Origin of the sequence: Aquimarina aquimarini, from assembly GCF_900299535.1 — a bacterium.
Taxonomy (GTDB): Bacteria; Bacteroidota; Bacteroidia; order Flavobacteriales; family Flavobacteriaceae; genus Aquimarina; species Aquimarina aquimarini.
The window spans coordinates 109590-129384 of the sequence record NZ_OMKE01000001.1 but is presented as its reverse complement, the minus strand read 5'-3'; the positions used below and the strand labels follow the sequence as shown (position 1 = coordinate 129384).

The window sequence follows — 19795 nt, the reverse complement described above, 5'->3', positions numbered from 1 at the left end:
AAATATCACAAAGTTTTTATTTACACTACTACATTTTATCAAAAAACTATGATATTGTCTACACAATTATAATTGTAACATCATTTCATATTGCCCATCTCCTTTAGGCAACTGTAAGCTATCGCAAAAGCTTCTAAACGGTTGATAGTTCTTTTCTATATTAATTATTTTTACTGTTTCTGATTGAGACAAGTACAGTAGTTCTTGTAATAACATCATCGCAATACCTTGTCTTCTATATTGATGATGAATTGCTAACTGAGCAATATCTCCTGTATGCCTTTCTATAATACCATACCCAACACATTCATCTTTGATCAAAACTTGCAGTATGGTAAATCTATCAAGTTTTCTTTGTATGGCATCAATACTATTTTGCCATGATGGGAGAATATCCCAAAATGATTGAGCTTTATTCCAGTCAAGTGATGTTACTTTGTCTATAATTACATCTTTTATTGATGATTCTTTCCTATTAGTCAATAAAGACTTTGAAAATATATAATAATCAAAAACTCTATTGATCATAAAACTTTTTTTATTGTACAGAGATATCGCATTTTGATTAGTCTTTATAACTTCAAGGAGGTATTGCTTAATGCCATTTCTTATCAGATCAGCAATAGCATAACTAAATAAATCTTTGGCAATTCCTTTTTTCTGAAAACACTTGCTGATTCCAGTACCTGTATCATAGGATGTATAAACCCCATTCCAGTTCCCAACTCCATTTAATATAAAACCAACGAGTTGGTTATTATCAAAGGCTCCATATGATAATTTTAGATCCCCTCCTCTTCTTTCAAACATATATCTTAATTCTGACTCTGTAGGTTGCATTGGCACCTGATAATCAGAAAAAGCATCTATAAAAACAGAATGGATTTCACTAAAACTTGTATGCTGCAAGTTTTTAAATTCTAACATTGACAGTAATTTTACAACACTAAATTATGTTTATGACAGAGCTCTATTTATATTTTTCATAAATCTCTATTTTCCAATTACATAACAGTAATCATCTATACTTCTAAGGATTAGCAATTATTTTACTCCATATTTATCAAAAAGATATATTAGGCTTGTCATGGTTGCAGCTCCTAATTCTAATTCTCTTTTATTCACAGCATCAAAAGTATCATTCTTTGCGTGATGATAATCAAAATATCGTTGTGAATCAGGTCGCAATCCAGCCAATACCATTCCTTCTTTTTTTAAGGGCCCTATATCTGCACCACTTCCTCCTTTAGTAAAAGAGTGAATTAAATAAGGTTCAAAAAGAGGTTTCCAGCCTTGCACCTGCTCAAAATTTTCATCATTACAATCAAAAGAGAATCCTCTTGGAGTAAACCCTCCTGCATCACTTTCTAAAGCAAAGACATGGTTTTCTTTTTTACTTTTAGCAACTTTTGCATATTTTTTACCGCCACGTAATCCATTTTCTTCATTCATAAACATCACTACTCTGATGGATCTTTTTGGTTTGTATCCTATCTCCTTAAATAACCGCAACACCTCCATAGATTGTACAATTCCAGCTCCATCATCATGAGATCCATCGCCTAAATCCCAAGAATCCAGATGCCCTCCTACTACCATATATTCATTAGGGAATTCTGCACCTGTAATTTCACCAATTACATTATAAGATTGTACATCTTTCCAGGTACGACAGTTCATGTTTAGGCTAAATTTTACTTTTGGGTTTAATTTAAGCATAGAGCTCAATAAATCTGCTCCATTGGTACTAATTGCGGCGGCAGGAATTTTATCGTTGTCGTTAAGGTCACCATAACTCATTGCACCTGTATGCGGAAAATCATCTAATCTCAGGTTCATAGAGCGTACAATCACACCTACTGCTCCAAACTTTGCTGCTTCTGCCGCTCCAGAGTAACGTTGATCCACGCATCCTCCATATGCTTTGAATGTTTCTATAAGATCCGCCTGCATTGGTCGATTATAAAATACTATTTTACCTTCTATCGCAGCTGTTCCTAGTTTTCTAAGTTCTTCTACACCTTGTACTTCTACTACGGTTGCTTTTATTCCACCTATCAATGTAGGTACAGACCCTCCCAATGCACATATAGGTACATTTGTTGTTTTACCTGGCTCTGTTTCAATATAGGCAAATTCTGTTACTCCTCTAGTCCATTTGGGTACCATGACTGGTTGTAACCACACTTTATCAATGCCTAGCTTTTTTAATTCTTTTTCTCCCCATTCTACCGCTAATTGCGCATTTACAGATCCAGATAATCTTCCGCCTATCTGATTTGATAAATAATCTAGCCATGCATAACTCTTTCCGTTAAGCAGAGAGGTCCTATATATTTTTTTTAATATAACCGAATCTTCTTTGGCATCATTTTGCGCATATCCATTTAATGATAAGATAGCAAAGACAATGGGGATGATTATTTTTAACATACTATGTGTTTTAACTTTTTTATTCGTTTTCTAATTGTTGTTTATACAGATCCAGATTTGCTTTTGTTTTGTCATCTAGTTCTGGCTCTTGTATATCATCGTATTCTCGCAATGTATCATATAGTGTTTTTGCTACAATATATCTTGCAACAGGTTTATCATCTGCAGGAATTACATACCATGGTGCATGGGGTAATGATGTTCTATTAATAGCATCCTGGTAGCATAATTGATATTGATCCCAGAGTTTACGTTCTTCTAAATCTCCTGCAGAAAATTTCCAGTTTTTTTCTTTTTTTTCTAGCCTGCGAAGCAGTCTATTTTTTTGTTCTTCTTTTGATAAATGCAGGTAAAACTTATAGATCAATGTACCATTATCTGCAATATGCTTTTCAAAATTCCTGATTTGTTCAAAACGTTGATCCCAAAAATCATCATTTATATCTTCAACTGTATCTATCTGAGGGATATTTTCTCCCATTATATATTCTGGATGTACTCTTGTTACCAACACATTTTCATAATGTGTTCTATTAAAAACCCCAAATTTACCACGTTGTGGCAGAGCTATATAATGTCGCCATAAATAATCATGTCCTAATTCTCGTTCTGTTGGCACCTTGAAACTATGTACAATTATACCTCTGGTGTTGAAATCTTTAAACACTTCTCTTATCAGGCTGTCTTTTCCTGCAGTATCCATACCTTGAAGGCATATTAGTACAGCATATTTACCATGAGCATAGAGGGTATCTTGAAGTTCTCCTAGTTTCTCTCTAGTTTTTTCGAGTTCTTTTTCTATCTTTTTTTCGTTCTCTCCTAGATCTAAAGTAGTCGGTATTTTGGATAATTCTACAGTTTTTGATACCTTAAAATCTTCGTGCGCTATCTTCTTCATATCATGATTTGTGTTTGCCTCCGAAAGATACTAAAGTTTTAGATTTGTAAGAAAATAGTTTGGTATTCTATTAATCTGTAGGATCAAACTTACTCACCAAATATATTTATCTGGCATTAAAATCATAGCTAAAACCTATAAGGAATGTATCATATCTTCTGCCTAAGCTTTTGATATTAAGTTCTGCAAAGATATGTACTGGTATTGTTATTTGATGTAAAGCTCTTAATTTGATCTGTCCTCCATGATTAAAATTACCTGTTCTAATTCCTAAAAAGGCTTCATCTTCTATGGTTTCAAAAAAACTAGAATCATTACCTATATACCCCATACCTGCAGTAATAGTAGTTGGATACCAATTAAATAAGATTAAATTTACGCCTACCGCCAATTCATTATACCCCTCATACGCATCGGTTGCACTTATGGTAAATGAGCGATTATACTCTCCTATAAAAGTGGTGTAGCAATTAAAGGCATATTCTACCCTTCCTCCTAAAGTCAATTCATTTGCTGCTCCCAAGTTTTTTGCTGCTATAAAACCATAATTGGTTGCTCCTGGGTCATATTGAGCAGATATAGTATTGGATATAAATATTGGTATGATTAAAAATAAAATTCTTTTCATTTATTTACAGGCATATCTATCTTGGTCGTTCAATAAGATAAATTAATTACAATCAATAATTAATTATTGATTCAAAGTTTAGAATTTAAGGTGATCATACGCTAATTATACCAATTTATTTTTTTAATAGATTAAGAGTTCCCTTTTTAATATCAAAAAAACTATCGAATAACTAATAGTTACTTAGCTGCAAATAATTTTACATCTTCTTCACTTACTTCTTTACCACCAAGAATGATCAAACGCTCTACAACGTTACGTAACTCTCTAATATTACCTGTCCAATCATATTGCTGTAATTGTTTTATCGCTTTATCAGAAAACTTTTTAATAGGAGATCCTTGCTCTTTTGATATTTTTTTTGCAAAATATTCTACTAGTAAAGGAATATCTTCTCTTCTATCATTTAGGGCAGGGACTTTTATCAAAATCACTGCTAGTCTATGATACAAATCTTCTCTAAATCTATTCTCTGCGATCTCTTTTTTCAGATCTTTATTTGTAGCAGCAACTACACGCACATTTACCTTTATATCTTTATCACTACCTACGCGCTGAATTTTATTTTCTTGCAAGGCTCTAAGCACTTTTGCTTGTGCAGAAAGACTCATATCTCCTATTTCATCCAGAAATATAGTTCCGCCATTGGCTGCTTCAAATTTACCAGCACGATCTTTATTTGCAGAGGTAAAAGCTCCTTTGACATGTCCAAAAAGTTCACTTTCTATTAATTCTCCTGGTATTGCAGCACAGTTTACTTCTATCATTGGTCCTTTTGCGCGATCACTCTTTTGGTGAATCCAATGTGCTACTAGCTCTTTACCTGTTCCATTAGGCCCAGTAATCAAAACTCTTGCATCTGTAGCAGAGACTTTTTCGATTATATTTTTAATATCAGAAATCGCTGAAGACTTCCCTATCATTTCATAGTTCTTAGAGACTTTTTTCTTCAGCATCTTATTCTCTACCACCAATTCTTTACGGTCAAGAGCATTACGTACTGTATTGAGTAATCTATTTAAATCAGGTGGTTTAGAGATATAATCAAAAGCTCCTAATCGCATTGTATTTACCGCTGTATTAAGATCACCGTGACCAGAGATCATAACCATAGGAATTTCTGGTTTTATCTTTTTTACAGCTTCTAGTACTTCTACTCCATCCATCTTTGGCATTTTGATATCACAAAGAACTAGATCGTAATCCTCTTTTTTTATTTTTTCTATTCCAGCAAGTCCGTCTTCTGCTTCAAATACTTCATATTCATTATTTTCTTCAGATAAAATTTTCACAAGAACTCTTCGAATTGCCGCTTCGTCTTCAATTACTAATATTTTTGCCATTATATTTTTAGTTTTATTCCGCTTCGCAAATAAAATGTATTCTTATCATTTATACGTAATACATCATTTTGATTCTTATCTCTTAAGCGAATTTCATTACTTAATGTATATCCTGCATAGGTGTAGAACAATAAGTGTTCCGTAAAATAATATTCATATCCTAATGCTCCCAAAAAAGTAAGCATTGATGCATTTTCTGCTATCTTATTATTCCCATTCGCATCTGTAAACACTCTATTACTTTGCAAATTACCATAAAAACGATCTAATCCTACAAATGCTTGAAGTGTATTTTTTTCATTAAAAAAATATTTTATACTTGTTTTGGGTGTACCTATAGAATATGACCAACTAGGATGAAATCTTTTAAAATAGTTAATGATTGGTAACGGGAAGTTGAGACTTGCAGGAGTTGTATATTTTAGCCCTATAACCAAACCTGCTGTTTTTGGGGTGTCCTTATTTTTGTAACTCTTTACAAAATATACAGATCCCGTATATCTAAAATCATCACTTTTTACCCCCGACTCTTCAAAATTAGATGAGATTCCTACTCCTGCCTTGGCACCAAATCGCCAGTTGTTCTTCATCTTAAAAGTATACCCTAATTCAATACCCGCAGTATGAAAGTTATTGATCTCTTCTTGCGTATTGAATAGCAGCGCATCCTTTATTTGTAAATTATTAAATCTATACTGCGGACTGATCACAAAGTAGGTTCCTTTATCGTCCATTTTTATAGGGTAATTTGCAGAAATCCTGAATCTACTATATACATTATCACTTTGCGCCTGTGGAATATACGTATATTCTATTCTTGCCAAATTAGTACCTTGACATCGCATCGCCTTACAACAGCATAAAAACACACATATAAAAAGCAGAAGGTTTTTTATCATTTTTGTAGCATCTGTATCCTTTTTATCATTCTTTTGTAATAGTAACTTCTCGCTGTGGGAAAGGAATATTTATATTATGCTCTCTGAATAAACGATCTATTTCAAATCTTATTTCACTTTTAGGCACTCCTGCCAAAAAACTGTTATTAATAGTAAACATTATTTGAAAATTCAATGAGCTATCTGCAAAATCTGTAAACAGAACCAATGGAGGAGGTTCTTTTAGAACATTGGGACTAGATAAGGCTGCTTTTGTCAACAAATCTTTGACCAATTGAGTATCACTACCATATGCAACCCCAACAGAAACTGATTCTCTGGTTAGAGTTCCATTCTGTGTCCAATTGTATAAAGAAGAGGACATATATTTATGATTAGGGATGATCAAAACCTTATTATCTATTGTTACAGCTCTGGTAGTCCTGAGTTTTATTTCTTCTACTCGCCCTACTTTACCTTCTAACTCGATAATATCTCCAACATCAACAGTTTGGTCTATAAAAATAATTACTCCCGAAAAAATATCTTGAATAAATGTTTGTAGTGCTAATCCAACACCTACTAATAAGGCCGCAGAAGCTGCAAACATTCCTGTAATATTAAATCCAATACCATCAAGGGCAAAAAAAATAACAATCAAATACACGAAATATTTTGAAAAAGAAAAGACAGATTCAAACTTCAACCGATCTTGTCTTTTCATTCTACGGGTAAAAAACCTTTTGGTAATTTTGAGAATAACCGATGTTATTATAAATACAATAATTACAAAAAGTAATAATCCTACAGTAAGTATAAAAGGATGTTCTTCTGTTCCGAAATGAAAAATTTCGAAATTCAAAAACTCCTGCATCATGTTCCATATATTTTTAGGAATCACCTCTTTTACATGATCTGTAATATCTTCTTGCATTATTTTAATATTTCATCCATTTAAATAACTCTTTATAGGTTGGTTTTTTACCATACATAAGTATTCCTACTCTATATATTCTTCCTGCCAGCCATGTTATAAAGATAATACTTCCTATCAACAGTAGCATCGAAATCAAAACTTCCCACCAGTGAACTCCAAAAGGGATACGCATTAGCATTACTATAGGAGAAGTAAGTGGTATCATAGAAAACACTGTTGCTACAGTGCCATGAGGGTTTTCTATAACTGAGAAAAAACCTACATAGATTCCTAACATCAATGGCAAAATGATAGGCAACATAAATTGCTGTGAATCGGTTTCACTATCTACTGCCGCTCCAATAGCCGCATAAATAGAGCTGTATAAAAAGTATCCACCAATAAAGTAAATCAAAAACGATAGTAATAATGTTAATAGAGGAAGTTTTTTTAGTTCAAATAAAATTTCTGTTGCATTTGCGACTATTCCTCCTTGATTTTTTTCTAATAATTTCAGTGCTTCTTGCATATTATTAGGATCTACATCTAAATCAATAAAAATACCAGCTATAAACATTAGAACCCCTCCTAAAATTACCCAGATAGCAAACTGAAGAATCCCTGCAAAGGATGTTCCTAGGATTTTCCCCATCATTAATTGTAAAGGTTTTACAGAAGAGATAATAATTTCTATAATACGATTTGATTTTTCTTCTATTACAGAACGCATTACCATATTACCGTATATAATGATAAACATCATTAAAAAATACCCTGCAGCACCACCAAAAATCATTTTGATATAACTAGACATTTTTGATGTTTTCTCTCCTGAGAAGTTTTCTAACTGGATTTCTACTTTTGCTCTAGAGTTTTCTATCGCTTCAATATCCAACCCCTTCTCTATAAAATTCTGATTCGTTAATTTTGTAGTTATAATCGACTCTATTGTATTGAGAGTAGATATACTTGGTGCTTCATCAGAATAAAATTGTATAGGTAAACCTTGTCCACTATTTGTACTGCTCTCAGGTATATACAATAACCCATCCAATTTTTTTAGTACTACAGAATCTTTTGCATCATTGAGAGTAAGAAGACTGTAATCAATATAATTAATAGCATCTGAATCTTTAAAATCATTCTTAAACAATCCTGTTTCATCAAAAAATGCCAATTTTCGGACCTCATCATTATTAAGTGTCGCTAGCCAAGCTATTAAAGAAACCATAGCTACCATGATCAAAGGACTAAGAAAAGTCATAACCACAAATGTCTTATTACGAACACGCGCTATGAATTCTCGTTTGATTATTAATTTAAGGTTACTCATTATCTGTAATAGTTTTTATAAATATCTCGTTAACTCCTGGGATTACTTCATTAAATCTCATGACCTGACCTTTATTTGACAGGTATTGTAATAATTCATTTGAAGATAGATTATTATCCAATGTTATCTTCATCTTAAGTTGATCATCTATTGTTTTAAAATCTGCAGGCACTACCTTAAATTTATCTTGCAATTCAGCATATACTTGCATGGAATTATCTGCCAGTAAACCAACCTCAAAAGTATTGGTTTTATATGCTTTCTTTATATCTGTTACTTTTCCTTCTAGTATTTTCTTTGATTTATGAATGAGTGCAATATGATCACATAACTCCTCTACACTTTCCATACGATGTGTAGAGAATATAACAGTTGCTCCTTCTTCTTGTAGCTGTAATATTTCATCTTTGATCACATTTGCGTTGATAGGGTCAAAACCACTAAATGGCTCATCAAATATCAATAGTTTTGGTCTATGAAGTACGGTAACAATAAATTGTACTTTTTGAGCCATCCCTTTAGAGAGTTCTTGTATTTTTTTGTCCCACCAGTGTGTAATATCAAATTTATCAAACCAATATTTTAGACGCTCTTTTGCTTCTGTTTTACTCAACCCTTTGAGCTGTGCAAGGTATAATGCTTGTTCTCCTACCTTCATAGATTTATACAAGCCTCTCTCTTCTGGCAAGTACCCTATATCTTTAACATGATGCGGTTGTAGTGGTTCATTATCCAGAAGCACATTTCCTTCATCTGGTAATGTAATTTGATTAATGATTCTGATTAATGTCGTTTTACCTGCTCCATTAGGACCTAGTAATCCAAAAATGCTTCCTTTTGGTACTTGTATTGACACATTGTTTAATGCTGTAAAGGTTCCAAATCGCTTTGTAGCTTGTTGTACCTCTAAAAGATTAGCCATAAATAATAAAAATGTAAGTTGTAGTTTATATAAGACTCGAATGATACGAAAAGTTAAATACTTATGCTAATTATGACATAAATTAATGAGATAAAATGACGTATAGTTAATGGTTTCTTATTAGTCTAATGTTATAAATAGCATTTTCATAGAAAACAAAACCCACCCTGAATACAAGTATTAAGGATGGGAAAAAAATTGCTATGAAAAAGAAAAATTATCACTAAATGCGCTAGTGATGTCTCAAATATACAAATTTTTCTTAATCAAACGTTAATAGGTTTAAATGATTCTTAAAGGATCTTTTTGATCGCATTCTTTAAGAAAACATATCTTTTACTTTTTCAAAAAATGATTTTTCGCCACTATCAGGAGTAGGTATAAAGTGATCATCTTTTGCCATTTTTTCAAAAAACTCGCGTTGCTCTTTGCTCAACGTCTTTGGTGTCCAGACATTTACATGTACTAAAAGATCTCCTTTACCATATCCATTAATACTAGGAATTCCTTTTCCTCTCAATCTCAATATCTTACCACTTTGCACTCCATCTTCAATCTTAATACGCACCTTACCTGATACTGTATCAATCTCTCGTGATGCGCCCAAAACAGCTTCAGAAAAGCTTATGTACAAATCATAATGTAAATTATTACCCTCTCTTTGCAATTCAGCATGCTCCTGCTCTTCTATTGCTACCAAAAGATCTCCTGCAATACCATTACCAGGTGCTTCATTACCTTTACCAGATACTTTGAGTTGCATTCCATCTTCTACTCCTGCAGGGATTTTGATACTTACTGTTTCTTCAACTATTTTCAACCCTTGTGCATCTGCATCTGATGGTCTCTGATCTATAATTTGTCCTGCTCCATTACATGCTGGGCAAGGTGAAGATGTTTGCATTCTTCCTAAGATCGTATTTGTAATTCTGGTAACTTGTCCAGCTCCATTACAGGTAGTACAGGTTTTATAAGTAGTTCCTGGAGCCTGAATTTTACGTTTTACTTTGATCTTTTTCTCAACACCATTTGCAATTTCTTCTAGCGTAAGTTTTACTCTTATACGAAGATTACTTCCTTTGGATCTACGTTGTCCGCCGCCACCAAAACCACCGAAGCCACCGCCAAAACCACTACCAAAAATATCACCAAACTGGCTGAATATGTCATCCATATTCATACCTCCGCCACCTCCGCCAAAGCCGCCACCTTCAAAAGCTTGATGACCATATTGATCATAACGTGCTTTTTTATCAGGATCACTCAAAATCTCATAAGCTTCAGCTGCTTTTTTAAACTTTTCTTCAGCAGTTTTATCATCTGGATTTTTATCTGGGTGATATTCTATTGCTTTTTTTCGATAAGCTTTTTTTATCTCTGCTGCGGTAGCGTTTTTGTTTATCCCTAATATGTCGTAAAAATCTTCTTTCATAATTTTTTATTGACCAGTCACTACTTTTGGAAAACGTATTACTTTTTCTCCTAGCGTATATCCTTTTTCTATTACGTCTACAATTTTACCTTTTAGATCATCGCTTGGTGCGGGAATCTGGGTAATTGCTTCATGATTATCTGCGTTAAAAACATCTCCTGCTGATACTTCTACTTCAGCAAGCCCTTTACTTTTTAATGCTTCTTTTAATTTATTATGAATCAACCCTACTCCTTCTACCAAAGCTGTATCTTCTGATTTCTCTATTTCTTTTAGAGCTCTGTCAAAATCATCTAACACAGGTAACATAGACTGTATAACATCCTGACTTGCTGTCTTGAATAACTCAATCCTCTCCTTAGAAGTTCGTTTTTTATAGTTTTCAAACTCTGCAAAAAGTCTTAAAAACTTATCTTTTTCTTTTCCTAATTCTTCTTTGAGTTGTGTTTCTGCATCTATTACTTCTTCTGTTTCTGTTTCTGCCTCTTCAACAGTAGTATCAAGTACCTCTTCTACTTGATCTTTTACATCTTCAGTTTTTTTATTTTTCTTACTCATGTAACTCGTACCTTTTTATACCTTTTCGTTTTGAATCTGCAAAAGTACTGCCATTTTTGAATTAATGTCATAATGTCACAGGATTTTTTAGTATATATTTAAGAGTATTATTTTTTATAAAAAATACTTTTGACCTAATTTTTTAAATTAAAAAACTAATACTTATGAAAATTAGATTTATCAGCGCACTTGCTATTGCCGCTTTGGCAATATCTGCTTTCTCTTGCAAGGGAGAGAAAAAGAACGAAACAGAAGCTACCTCTGCAGAAGAGGTTAAAGAGGCTCCTGTAGAAGCTGTTACTTACACTGTAGATGCTGCATCAAGCTCTATAGACTGGGTTGGATTTAAACCTACAGAAAAACATACTGGTACCATAAAACTAGCTAGTGGAACACTTACAGCAAAAGAAGGTGTATTAGAAAGTGGCTCTTTTGTTATTGATATGACATCTATAAATGTTACTGATCTTGAAGGTGATGAAAAAGCTGGATTAGAAGGCCACCTTAAAGGTGAAGGTGAAGGAAAAGAAGATCACTTCTTTAATGTTGCCAAATACCCTAAAGCTACTTTTGAAATTACAGGAATTACAGAAAAAGAAGGAAAAACATATCTTGAAGGTAACTTTACTTTAAAAGGTATCAAGAAAAATATTTCATTCCCTATTACAACATCTGTTGAAGGTAATGCAATCACTTTAACAACAGAGGCATTTACTATTAATCGTACAGATTGGGGTGTAAATTATGGTTCTAAATCTGTTTTTGAAAACTTAGGTGATAAGTTTATAAAAGATGATATCGAATTAAAAGTAAGCTTAAAAGCAACTCCTAATTCATAGGTATATAGCTTTATAGCAGAAATAAAAAAACCTGAATTTTATAAAATTCAGGTTTTTTTATTTAATAATCAAGAAGAAGAAATAATGATTACTCTACGAGAACATCTATTGCTTGAGTTATACTGCCGAATTCAAAATAAAAACCTGAATTCATAACCTTATCACTACAAACACGCTGACTAGAAAACAGCAAAATATACATCTCTCCTAACATTAATTTCATCATAAATCTGGGGATAGATGGCATTACTATTTTTTTATTATACTTTTTTGCGATTGCTCGTGTCAGTTTTTTATTAGAAATAGGATTGGGAGATACTGCATTATAAACCCCTATTAATTTTTCTTGCGCTATAAACATAAACATACGTGCAAGATCTTTTACATGTATCCAACTCTGCCATTGTTTACCATGACCAAAGAAAGCTCCCAGACCCAACTGTATAGGTTTTGCCATTTTTGGAAATGCTCCCCCTTTTTCTGATAAGACTAACCCAATACGGAGTATACTTACATCAACCCCAATCGTCTTAAATTGCATAACGGCATTTTCCCATTGTGTAACTATCTCTCCTAAAAAACCTGTATCTTTTTTATCACTATCTTCCATATAATAATTCTGAAAAGAATCAGGGTAAATCCCTATAGCACTTGCCGAGATTATATGACGAACATTATGCGCTGTATTTTGTAAAGTCTTTAGAATAAGAGAAGTTGTATGAATCCTGCTTTCTAAGATTTCTTTTTTATAAGAAGATGTCCATCGTTTTGCTACTGTTGCCCCAGCAAGATTTATAATCACTTCTACTCCTTGAAAACAATTGGTATCAATTTCTCTTTCTTTGGGATTCCAATAAAAGCCTTTATAGTTAACTAAAGATTGTAATTTCTGCTTACTTGTACTAAGATAATTAACATCAAAATTTGCTTGATGGCAAAGACTTACTATTTCTTGACCTATCAAACCAGTAGCTCCTGTAATTAAAACTTTCATCGTATCGATATTTGGCTACAAAATAATGTCACTGTATTACAAAACCTATTTCTTTATTATAGTTTAACAATCGTTTACCGTCTCATTATTTTTTGGTCGCTCTAAGCATTTCTCGTTTCCCTGGTGGTCCTGGTAGTCTTTCTACCACAAAACCAACTTCTTGCATAGCACGCCTTACACTCCCTTTGGCTGAATAAGTAACCAGAACTCCATTTGATCTAAGAGCTGTGTACATTTTTTTAAAAATATCTACTGTCCATAATTCGGGTTGAACCCTTGCTCCAAACGCATCAAAATAGATAAGATTAAAACAATCATTGTCGTTAATCTCAGCAAATAATTGCTTACGTTTAGTAAGAGTAAAAGTAGATGACACCTTCTCTTTCTGCTCCCATTTCACCTTGTGCATAGTATCAAAAACGATTTCTTTTTGTTCTGCAAAAAGTGTCTCTGGATACTTCATAAGTATCGCTTCATCATAGTGTACAGGGTATGCTTCTATTCCTACATAATCAATCATTTGATTGATTTTCTCTGCTTCTAGAAAAGTTATAAATGCATTAAGTCCCGTACCAAATCCAATTTCAAGAATTTTTAACGGATCATATGTATGTTTACCTAAAACATGATGCAACCCTGTTTCTATAAAAACATGCTTAGCTTCATTAACCGCTCCATGTTTAGAATGGTAATGTTCATTTAGTTCAGGTAAATGAATAGTTTTTGAGCCATCGGCGGTAGTAACAATTTCTCTTTGTATCTCTCTTTGCATTATTCTTTTATCAAAACTCCTTCTGCTACAAAAGAATATGTTCGCTTTGGCTTAGTAATACTAGCTATTTCCTTTTCTGTTTTACCTGCATCACTCGCAAAGTGTTTCTGATCTTCTACAGACATTTCACTTACAAATGCTTTACCCTGAACAATAACTGTATCATTCTCTATATCTTTAGGCACAAAAAATCCATAATCTCTAAATTTTACCATCGTCTCCTGATCATTGTTTAAGGCAACTCTCATCCAACATCCTTTTACCTTACAAACACTATTCACTGTACCAGTAAAAGAAACATCTATAGAATCTCCTTCTTTTAAACCATCATAGGTATCTGTTATAGTACTGGTATCATATATTTTATCTGAAACTACTTTTTCTCCAAAACTCTTATAATCTTCAATAGAAATATCTGAGGTAGAGAAAGTATCTTTTTTTTGCACTGAATTGCAACTAATCAGTACTAAAACAGCAATAAGAAATAGTATATTATTTTTCATAATTCTTCAATATCTGAATGATTTGTAAAATTAAACATTTTTAGAATTCTTATTTTAATAGAAAAAAGTATTTTTGTAGGGAATCTCATGTGGTGTTAGTATTACCATGATTTTCGGACAAAAAACATAGACGCTAAATTTACTATTGTATCGATACTTTATTTTTTTCAATAATTAAAGTATTCAAACAAAATAAAAACATACGAAAAGTAAGAATCTAATCAACACTGAGAATTCTTGAGTTTTTAAATAAATCTAGCATCAAATAATTAAAAGTTCTAAACGTATGAAAAACACAATTCCTCAAACCTTAAAAATCACTAAGGCAAGCGAGTCTAAAATAGGGCAGGTAGATTTTGAAAATCTTGATTTTGGAAAGATATTCACTGATCATATGTTTGTCTGTGACTATGCAAATGGAAAATGGCAAACGCCAGAAATTACCCCTTACGGACCACTAACAATGGATCCTTCTGCACGTGTTTTTCATTACGGACAGGCTGTTTTTGAAGGTATGAAAGCGTATAAAGATGATCAAGGAAATACTTTCTTATTCAGACCTGATGAGAATTTCAAACGTATTAATAAATCTGCTGAGCGCTTAGCTATTCCTGAATTTCCTGAAGATTATTTCTTTGAAGGGCTACAGGCCTTATTAAAACTGGATAATGACTGGATAAAATCTGGTTTTGGTAATTCTTTATATATACGTCCATTTGTTATTGCAACACAAGCTAGTGTCTCTGCTTCTGAAGCTGATGAGTATAAATTTATGATCATATGCTCACCTGCACAATCTTATTACAGTGGTGATGTAAGTGTTTTAGTGGCCGAAAAGTTTAGCCGTTCTGCTAGTGGTGGATTTGGATATGCCAAAGCTGCTGGTAACTATGCAGGACAATTTTATCCAACAAACCTTGCCAAAAAAGAAGGTTACCAACAGATTATATGGACAGACTCTAATGCTCATGAATATATGGAAGAAGCTGGAACTATGAATGTATTCTTTAGGGTTAATGACACACTTCTTACCGCTCCTACAAGTGATCGTATCCTTGATGGAATTACACGAAAAAGTTTGATCGATATTGCCAAAAAAGAAGGTATTAATATAGATGTAAGGCCTGTAAAGGTGAGTGAAATTGTAGCCGCATCCAAAAACGGAAGTTTAAAAGAGATTTTTGGAGCAGGAACTGCTGCTGTAATAAGCCCTATAAAATCTTTTGGCTATAAAGGAGAGCATTATGAATTAGAAAAACAAGAGAACTCTTATGCTTCTTACTTTAAAAAAGCGCTGATGGATATACAATATAATAAAGCTGAGGATTCTTTTGGATGGAGACATAAAGTATGCTAGATGCTAGAAAATTATAACATCATTTTTAAATAAAAAAAAAAAATTGAATATGTATTCAAGAGTTTTTTTTTATTTAAAAGTAATACCGTTTTTACCAGACTTACTTATCCAATATCTCTTTTATATTAGGTTTGAAATAATTAGGCCCTTTTAGCACCTTACCATCTTCACGGTAAATTGGCTGACCATCTTCTCCTAATTTACTCATATTACTACGTTGAATTTCATTAAACACCTCTTCAATCTTATGCTGCATTCCATGTTCTATAATTGTACCACATAATATATATAACATATCACCCAACGCATCTGCCACTTCAACAAGGTCGTTATTTTGAGCTGCTTCAAAATACTCTTCATTTTCTTCTTTCATCAAATTAAATCGAAGTGTATTTTTAGCTTCTCCTAAATCTGCTATAGGTTCATTTTTATACCCAATATTAAACGAAGTATGAAATTCTTGTACTGCAGCAATTTTATCTTTCATCAGTATATTTTTATAGATTATCTTTGCTGTAAAAGTAACAAAATATGTTTAGTCAAGGTCAGTTAGTATTTGCAGGTTTTTTTGTGGTAGCTTTTATCTTTTTGATGATCTTCAGCTATCGTAAAGATATTAAGTTACATCGCAAATATTACAAAGGTAGCCTTTTTATCCTTGTAGGTTTTATCATCTTTATTTTGTTACTATTTGCACTAAAAACCTATTTACACCCCTAATCATCTGTAAACATACAACACTGGTATCCTCTAGATACTGATACATAAAATTACCCCACTTATATAATACCTAATAAATATACCTTGTATTGGGTATGGATTGATGATGCTTTTTCGGAGAGATTTGAAGAAACTAAATAACTATAAAATTCTTATATCATGAAAATTACTTTAAAAATTATTTATCTATCTTTAATTTGTGTTTTTTTTAATAGCTGTTGCACCAATTGTGATTCAAAATGTGAGAATAGAGAGGTAAAATCAAAAAACCAGTTCTTTTTAAATGTCATACCTCAAGAAAAAAATCAGGATAATCCATATAGATTCCAAACTATTTTTGTTGAATCACCTTGCACTAATGTTAATGATGTTTTTGCAATTGCAACTAAAGTTATAAAAAAAGAAAACAGCATTATTCTTGATGACTTCTCTATAAGAAGATTATTTGGAAACAACTATAAAATAACTAACTTAGAGCTACTTACACATTCAAAACAAAATATTCAAAAAATACTTTTTACTATAAAAGAAGTTGATAATATACCTTCAAAAGATGAAAACATCTATAATAAAACAATAGAAATCAAAAATACAAATACAGTTAACATGATAGAAACAGAAGTAAAAAAAGAAGGATCGGGACCGTTAGTTTGTATTGCTTCAAAAATTTGTCAACTCCAAATAGCTAACTAAAATTTGATTCTAAAAACAACAATATTATTTTTCCTGTTTACCAGCATTGTTTTCTCACAAGACTTAACAACGGATTTTGATGACATAAGAGTATTTAATCTTCATAAAATTAAATACAAGATTGATTCTATTACAAATCCACAAGATTTTTTCTTAAAACAACAATATCTCTATTTAAAAGAAGGAACTACTATAAACCCATTGTTAATGGGTTTTAAGTACCCTTCTTTATCACAAAAACAGAAAGTTTTTTTTCATCTTTCCTCAGGGGATTATTATATCATCAGTAATCAACATAAAAACCCTGACAGTCTTGCAATATCAAATTACTTTAATGCTTTAAAACTCTCTGAAGAGTTAAAAAACACACCTTTAATCTGCGAAAGTTTAAAACGTATTTTGGTATACCATTTTAAAAATCAAAAAGACATTAATGCTTTTTATAATTACGCAAAACAATATAAAAAAGTAGCATATGACAATCACGAACAGCTATATGCCAATTATTTTTACATGGGTAGCATTTTGGGTAAAATAGTATATCAAAAAGATTATTCGGAAGATCCTTTACCTATTGGGAAACATTACCTTCAAATATCAAAACAGAAAAACAAACCCTTTTTTGAAGGACGATTTTCGCAATTATTAGGAGTACACCATGATCTAATCTTAAAAAATCCGGAAATAGGAAGGCAATTCTACAATAACGCTATTAACTCATATAAAAAAATCAAATACTACTATGGGCAAAAACATGTGTATGATCTATTATACAACTTGGGAACACTAGAACAAGAACAAGGCAATTACAATAAAGCAATGCAATATTTTAATCAAATTGATCAAAGTTTGATAGAAAAAAGAGATGCGAAAGATGTAATTGCTATTACGGATTATATTTATAAAAACTACAAACAACAGAATAAAACTGATAGCGCTCTTTATTTCTTAGAAAAGAAATATATTCTTAATGATAGTTTACAATTATTGGAAAGAGCTAATTTAATTTCTGATATCGAAACAAAATATCAAACTGAAAAAAAAGAAAAAAAAATAGTTCAACTTCTAAATACCAACCTTAAATCTGAGGCCAGCAGAATACGCAACAGAAATCTATTAATAGGCTCTCTTTTTGTTTTAATAGTTGCAACAATCATAGCACTACTTATACATAAAAACACCAAACGAAAACAACGTATTGCAGAACAAGAACGTGAACTTGAAATTCAAAAAACCGAAAAACTACTTAAAGAACAGGAACTCACTGCCATTGATGCAATGATCTCGGGACAAGAAAAAGAGCGTCAACGGCTTGCTAATGATCTTCATGATAATCTAGGAAGTACCCTTGCCACGGTAAAGCTTCACTTTCAACATTTACGAAACAATAAAGACAACCCTAAAATCAAGAATATAGAAGAACTATACTCTAAAACAGATAACCTACTAGAAGAAGCGTATCAAAAAGTAAGAACCATCGCCCATGAAAAGAATAGTGGTGTCATGGCACATCAAGGATTATTACCTGCAATCAAAAATCTGGCTAAAAAAGCATCTAATGGGAAACATTTACAAATCGAAGTACAAGGATATGGACTCGAAGAGCGATTGGATAACACTTTAGAAATTTCAATTTTTAGAATCATCCAAGAACTAATTACTAATATAATCAAACATGCCGACGCAACAGAAATTCAGATTTCTCTAACCAATCATGATTCTCTACTTAATATTATTGTAGAAGATAACGGTAAAGGATTTGATGCCAAAATATTACCAGAAAAAGACGGAATGGGGTTAGCAACCATAGAAAAACGCATAGAACATCTAGAAGGAACATTTGAAATTGATTCTACTATTAATAAAGGAACAAATATCATCATAAATATACCCATATGATAACCGTGGCTATCGCAGAAGATCACCAGTCTCTAATTGATGGGATTGAATTACTTCTTAAGTATGAAGAAGAAATTAGTATTGTTGGCGTAGCTAATGATGGTGAAGCATTACTCACTATCGCAAGACGAAAACAACCCAAGGTGATATTAATGGATATACGAATGCCTAAAATTGATGGCATTGCCGCTACCAGAATCATAAAAAAGGAATTACCTCATACCAAAATTATCGGTTTTTCTATGTTTGATCAAGAGGATGCTGTGCGACAAATGATAGCTGCGGGAGCATCTGGGTATTTACTAAAAAACTCTCCTCTAGAAGAAGTATTAACAGCTATCAAACAAGTTGTTGCAGGAGAAACTTATTTTGATGCTGCTATCAATCTCTCACTTTTTTCTAAAGATGCAAAACAACCCTCAAAAAAACAGTTATTATCCAAAAGTGAGCGAGAAATTCTAACTCTTATCGGTCGAGGAAAAACCTCTTCAGAAATTGCCGCAATACGTTTTAATTCTGTATCAACTATAGAGACTCATCGCAAAAATATCATTCGCAAACTTGGCATAAAAGGTAAAGGTGAATTATTACGCTATGCCATCGAAAAAAAATACGATTTTTAAAGATTTATAAATAGTAGAAAACAATAAATATACCCTGCTATGGGTATTTTTTTG

Annotated in this window: 20 protein-coding genes; 5 read left to right on the top strand and 15 right to left on the bottom strand. The window is 32.3% G+C overall.

From position 1 onward, the window contains the following. Positions 1–66: 66 nt before the first annotated feature. The 11 genes from DG508_RS00540 to DG508_RS00490 form a co-directional block, all read right to left on the bottom strand. Positions 67–927: a GNAT family N-acetyltransferase gene (locus DG508_RS00540; protein WP_108866278.1), complete on the bottom strand. Its 861-nt coding sequence runs from the start codon at positions 925–927 to the stop codon at positions 67–69. 117 nt (positions 928–1044) lie between these two features. Continuing rightward, positions 1045–2433, bottom strand: a complete 1389-nt coding sequence (locus DG508_RS00535; RefSeq protein WP_108866277.1) for a M20/M25/M40 family metallo-hydrolase — start codon at positions 2431–2433, stop codon at positions 1045–1047. A 19-nt stretch (positions 2434–2452) separates the two neighbouring features. Continuing rightward, positions 2453–3331 carry a PPK2 family polyphosphate kinase gene (locus DG508_RS00530; RefSeq protein WP_108866276.1) on the bottom strand — a complete coding sequence of 293 codons (879 nt, stop codon included), beginning with the start codon at positions 3329–3331 and terminating at the stop codon, positions 2453–2455. 106 nt (positions 3332–3437) lie between these two features. Continuing rightward, complete coding sequence (locus DG508_RS00525; protein WP_108866275.1) at positions 3438–3959, bottom strand: hypothetical protein; 522 nt, start codon at positions 3957–3959, stop codon at positions 3438–3440. 179 nt (positions 3960–4138) lie between these two features. Further along, a complete protein-coding gene (locus DG508_RS00520) occupies positions 4139–5302 on the bottom strand; it encodes a sigma-54-dependent transcriptional regulator (RefSeq protein ID WP_108866274.1) in 1164 nt (387 codons plus the stop codon). Further along, positions 5302–6147 carry a DUF6268 family outer membrane beta-barrel protein gene (locus DG508_RS00515; RefSeq protein WP_108866273.1) on the bottom strand — a complete coding sequence of 282 codons (846 nt, stop codon included), beginning with the start codon at positions 6145–6147 and terminating at the stop codon, positions 5302–5304. The genes DG508_RS00520 and DG508_RS00515 overlap by 1 nt, the downstream gene beginning before the upstream one ends. A 79-nt stretch (positions 6148–6226) precedes the next feature. Further along, positions 6227–7114 (bottom strand): mechanosensitive ion channel family protein, encoded by an 888-nt coding sequence (locus tag DG508_RS00510; protein ID WP_108866272.1) that lies wholly within the window; start codon positions 7112–7114, stop codon positions 6227–6229. A 4-nt stretch (positions 7115–7118) separates the two neighbouring features. Continuing rightward, positions 7119–8429: an ABC transporter permease gene (locus DG508_RS00505; RefSeq protein ID WP_108866271.1), complete on the bottom strand. Its 1311-nt coding sequence runs from the start codon at positions 8427–8429 to the stop codon at positions 7119–7121. Further along, positions 8422–9351, bottom strand: coding sequence for an ABC transporter ATP-binding protein (locus DG508_RS00500; protein ID WP_108866270.1), 930 nt, complete (start codon positions 9349–9351; stop codon positions 8422–8424). Before DG508_RS00500 ends, DG508_RS00505 begins: the two co-directional genes overlap by 8 nt. Positions 9352–9670: 319 nt before the next feature. Then, a complete protein-coding gene (gene dnaJ, locus DG508_RS00495) occupies positions 9671–10783 on the bottom strand; it encodes a molecular chaperone DnaJ (RefSeq protein ID WP_108866269.1) in 1113 nt (370 codons plus the stop codon). Between the two features lie 6 nt (positions 10784–10789). Further along, positions 10790–11341 (bottom strand): nucleotide exchange factor GrpE, encoded by a 552-nt coding sequence (locus tag DG508_RS00490; RefSeq protein WP_108866268.1) that lies wholly within the window; start codon positions 11339–11341, stop codon positions 10790–10792. Positions 11342–11505: 164 nt separating this feature from the next. Here DG508_RS00490 and DG508_RS00485 point away from each other — a divergent pair, with 164 nt between their 5' ends. Next, positions 11506–12180 (top strand): YceI family protein, encoded by a 675-nt coding sequence (locus DG508_RS00485; RefSeq protein WP_108866267.1) that lies wholly within the window; start codon positions 11506–11508, stop codon positions 12178–12180. Positions 12181–12268: 88 nt separating this feature from the next. Here the strand turns inward: DG508_RS00485 and DG508_RS00480 are convergent, their stop codons facing one another. From DG508_RS00480 to DG508_RS00470, 3 genes are all read right to left on the bottom strand, one after another. Next, positions 12269–13174, bottom strand: coding sequence for a TIGR01777 family oxidoreductase (locus DG508_RS00480; protein ID WP_108866266.1), 906 nt, complete (start codon positions 13172–13174; stop codon positions 12269–12271). 85 nt (positions 13175–13259) lie between these two features. Beyond that, a complete protein-coding gene (mnmC2, locus tag DG508_RS00475) occupies positions 13260–13934 on the bottom strand; it encodes a tRNA (5-methylaminomethyl-2-thiouridine)(34)-methyltransferase MnmC2 (RefSeq protein WP_108866326.1) in 675 nt (224 codons plus the stop codon). Positions 13935–13945: 11 nt separating this feature from the next. Then, positions 13946–14449 carry a DUF4920 domain-containing protein gene (locus DG508_RS00470; RefSeq protein WP_108866265.1) on the bottom strand — a complete coding sequence of 168 codons (504 nt, stop codon included), beginning with the start codon at positions 14447–14449 and terminating at the stop codon, positions 13946–13948. Positions 14450–14735: 286 nt separating this feature from the next. Between DG508_RS00470 and DG508_RS00465 the strand changes: the two genes are divergently transcribed. Beyond that, positions 14736–15806 (top strand): branched-chain amino acid aminotransferase, encoded by a 1071-nt coding sequence (locus DG508_RS00465; protein WP_108866264.1) that lies wholly within the window; start codon positions 14736–14738, stop codon positions 15804–15806. 100 nt (positions 15807–15906) lie between these two features. Here DG508_RS00465 and DG508_RS00460 read toward each other — a convergent pair whose 3' ends face one another. Then, on the bottom strand, positions 15907–16293 hold the full coding sequence (locus tag DG508_RS00460; protein WP_103865563.1) for a pyrophosphohydrolase domain-containing protein: 387 nt from the start codon (positions 16291–16293) through the stop codon (positions 15907–15909). 392 nt (positions 16294–16685) lie between these two features. Here DG508_RS00460 and DG508_RS00450 point away from each other — a divergent pair, with 392 nt between their 5' ends. From DG508_RS00450 to DG508_RS00440, 3 genes are read left to right on the top strand one after another with little or no spacing between them, the layout of a single operon-like run. Further along, positions 16686–17219 (top strand): hypothetical protein, encoded by a 534-nt coding sequence (locus tag DG508_RS00450; RefSeq protein ID WP_108866262.1) that lies wholly within the window; start codon positions 16686–16688, stop codon positions 17217–17219. A gap of 3 nt (positions 17220–17222) precedes the next feature. Then, positions 17223–19118 (top strand): ATP-binding protein, encoded by a 1896-nt coding sequence (locus DG508_RS00445; RefSeq protein ID WP_108866261.1) that lies wholly within the window; start codon positions 17223–17225, stop codon positions 19116–19118. Beyond that, the gene (locus tag DG508_RS00440; RefSeq protein ID WP_108866260.1) at positions 19115–19741 is read left to right on the top strand and encodes a response regulator transcription factor; all 627 of its coding nucleotides are present in this window, start codon (positions 19115–19117) and stop codon (positions 19739–19741) included. The genes DG508_RS00445 and DG508_RS00440 overlap by 4 nt, the downstream gene beginning before the upstream one ends. Positions 19742–19795: the final 54 nt, after the last annotated feature.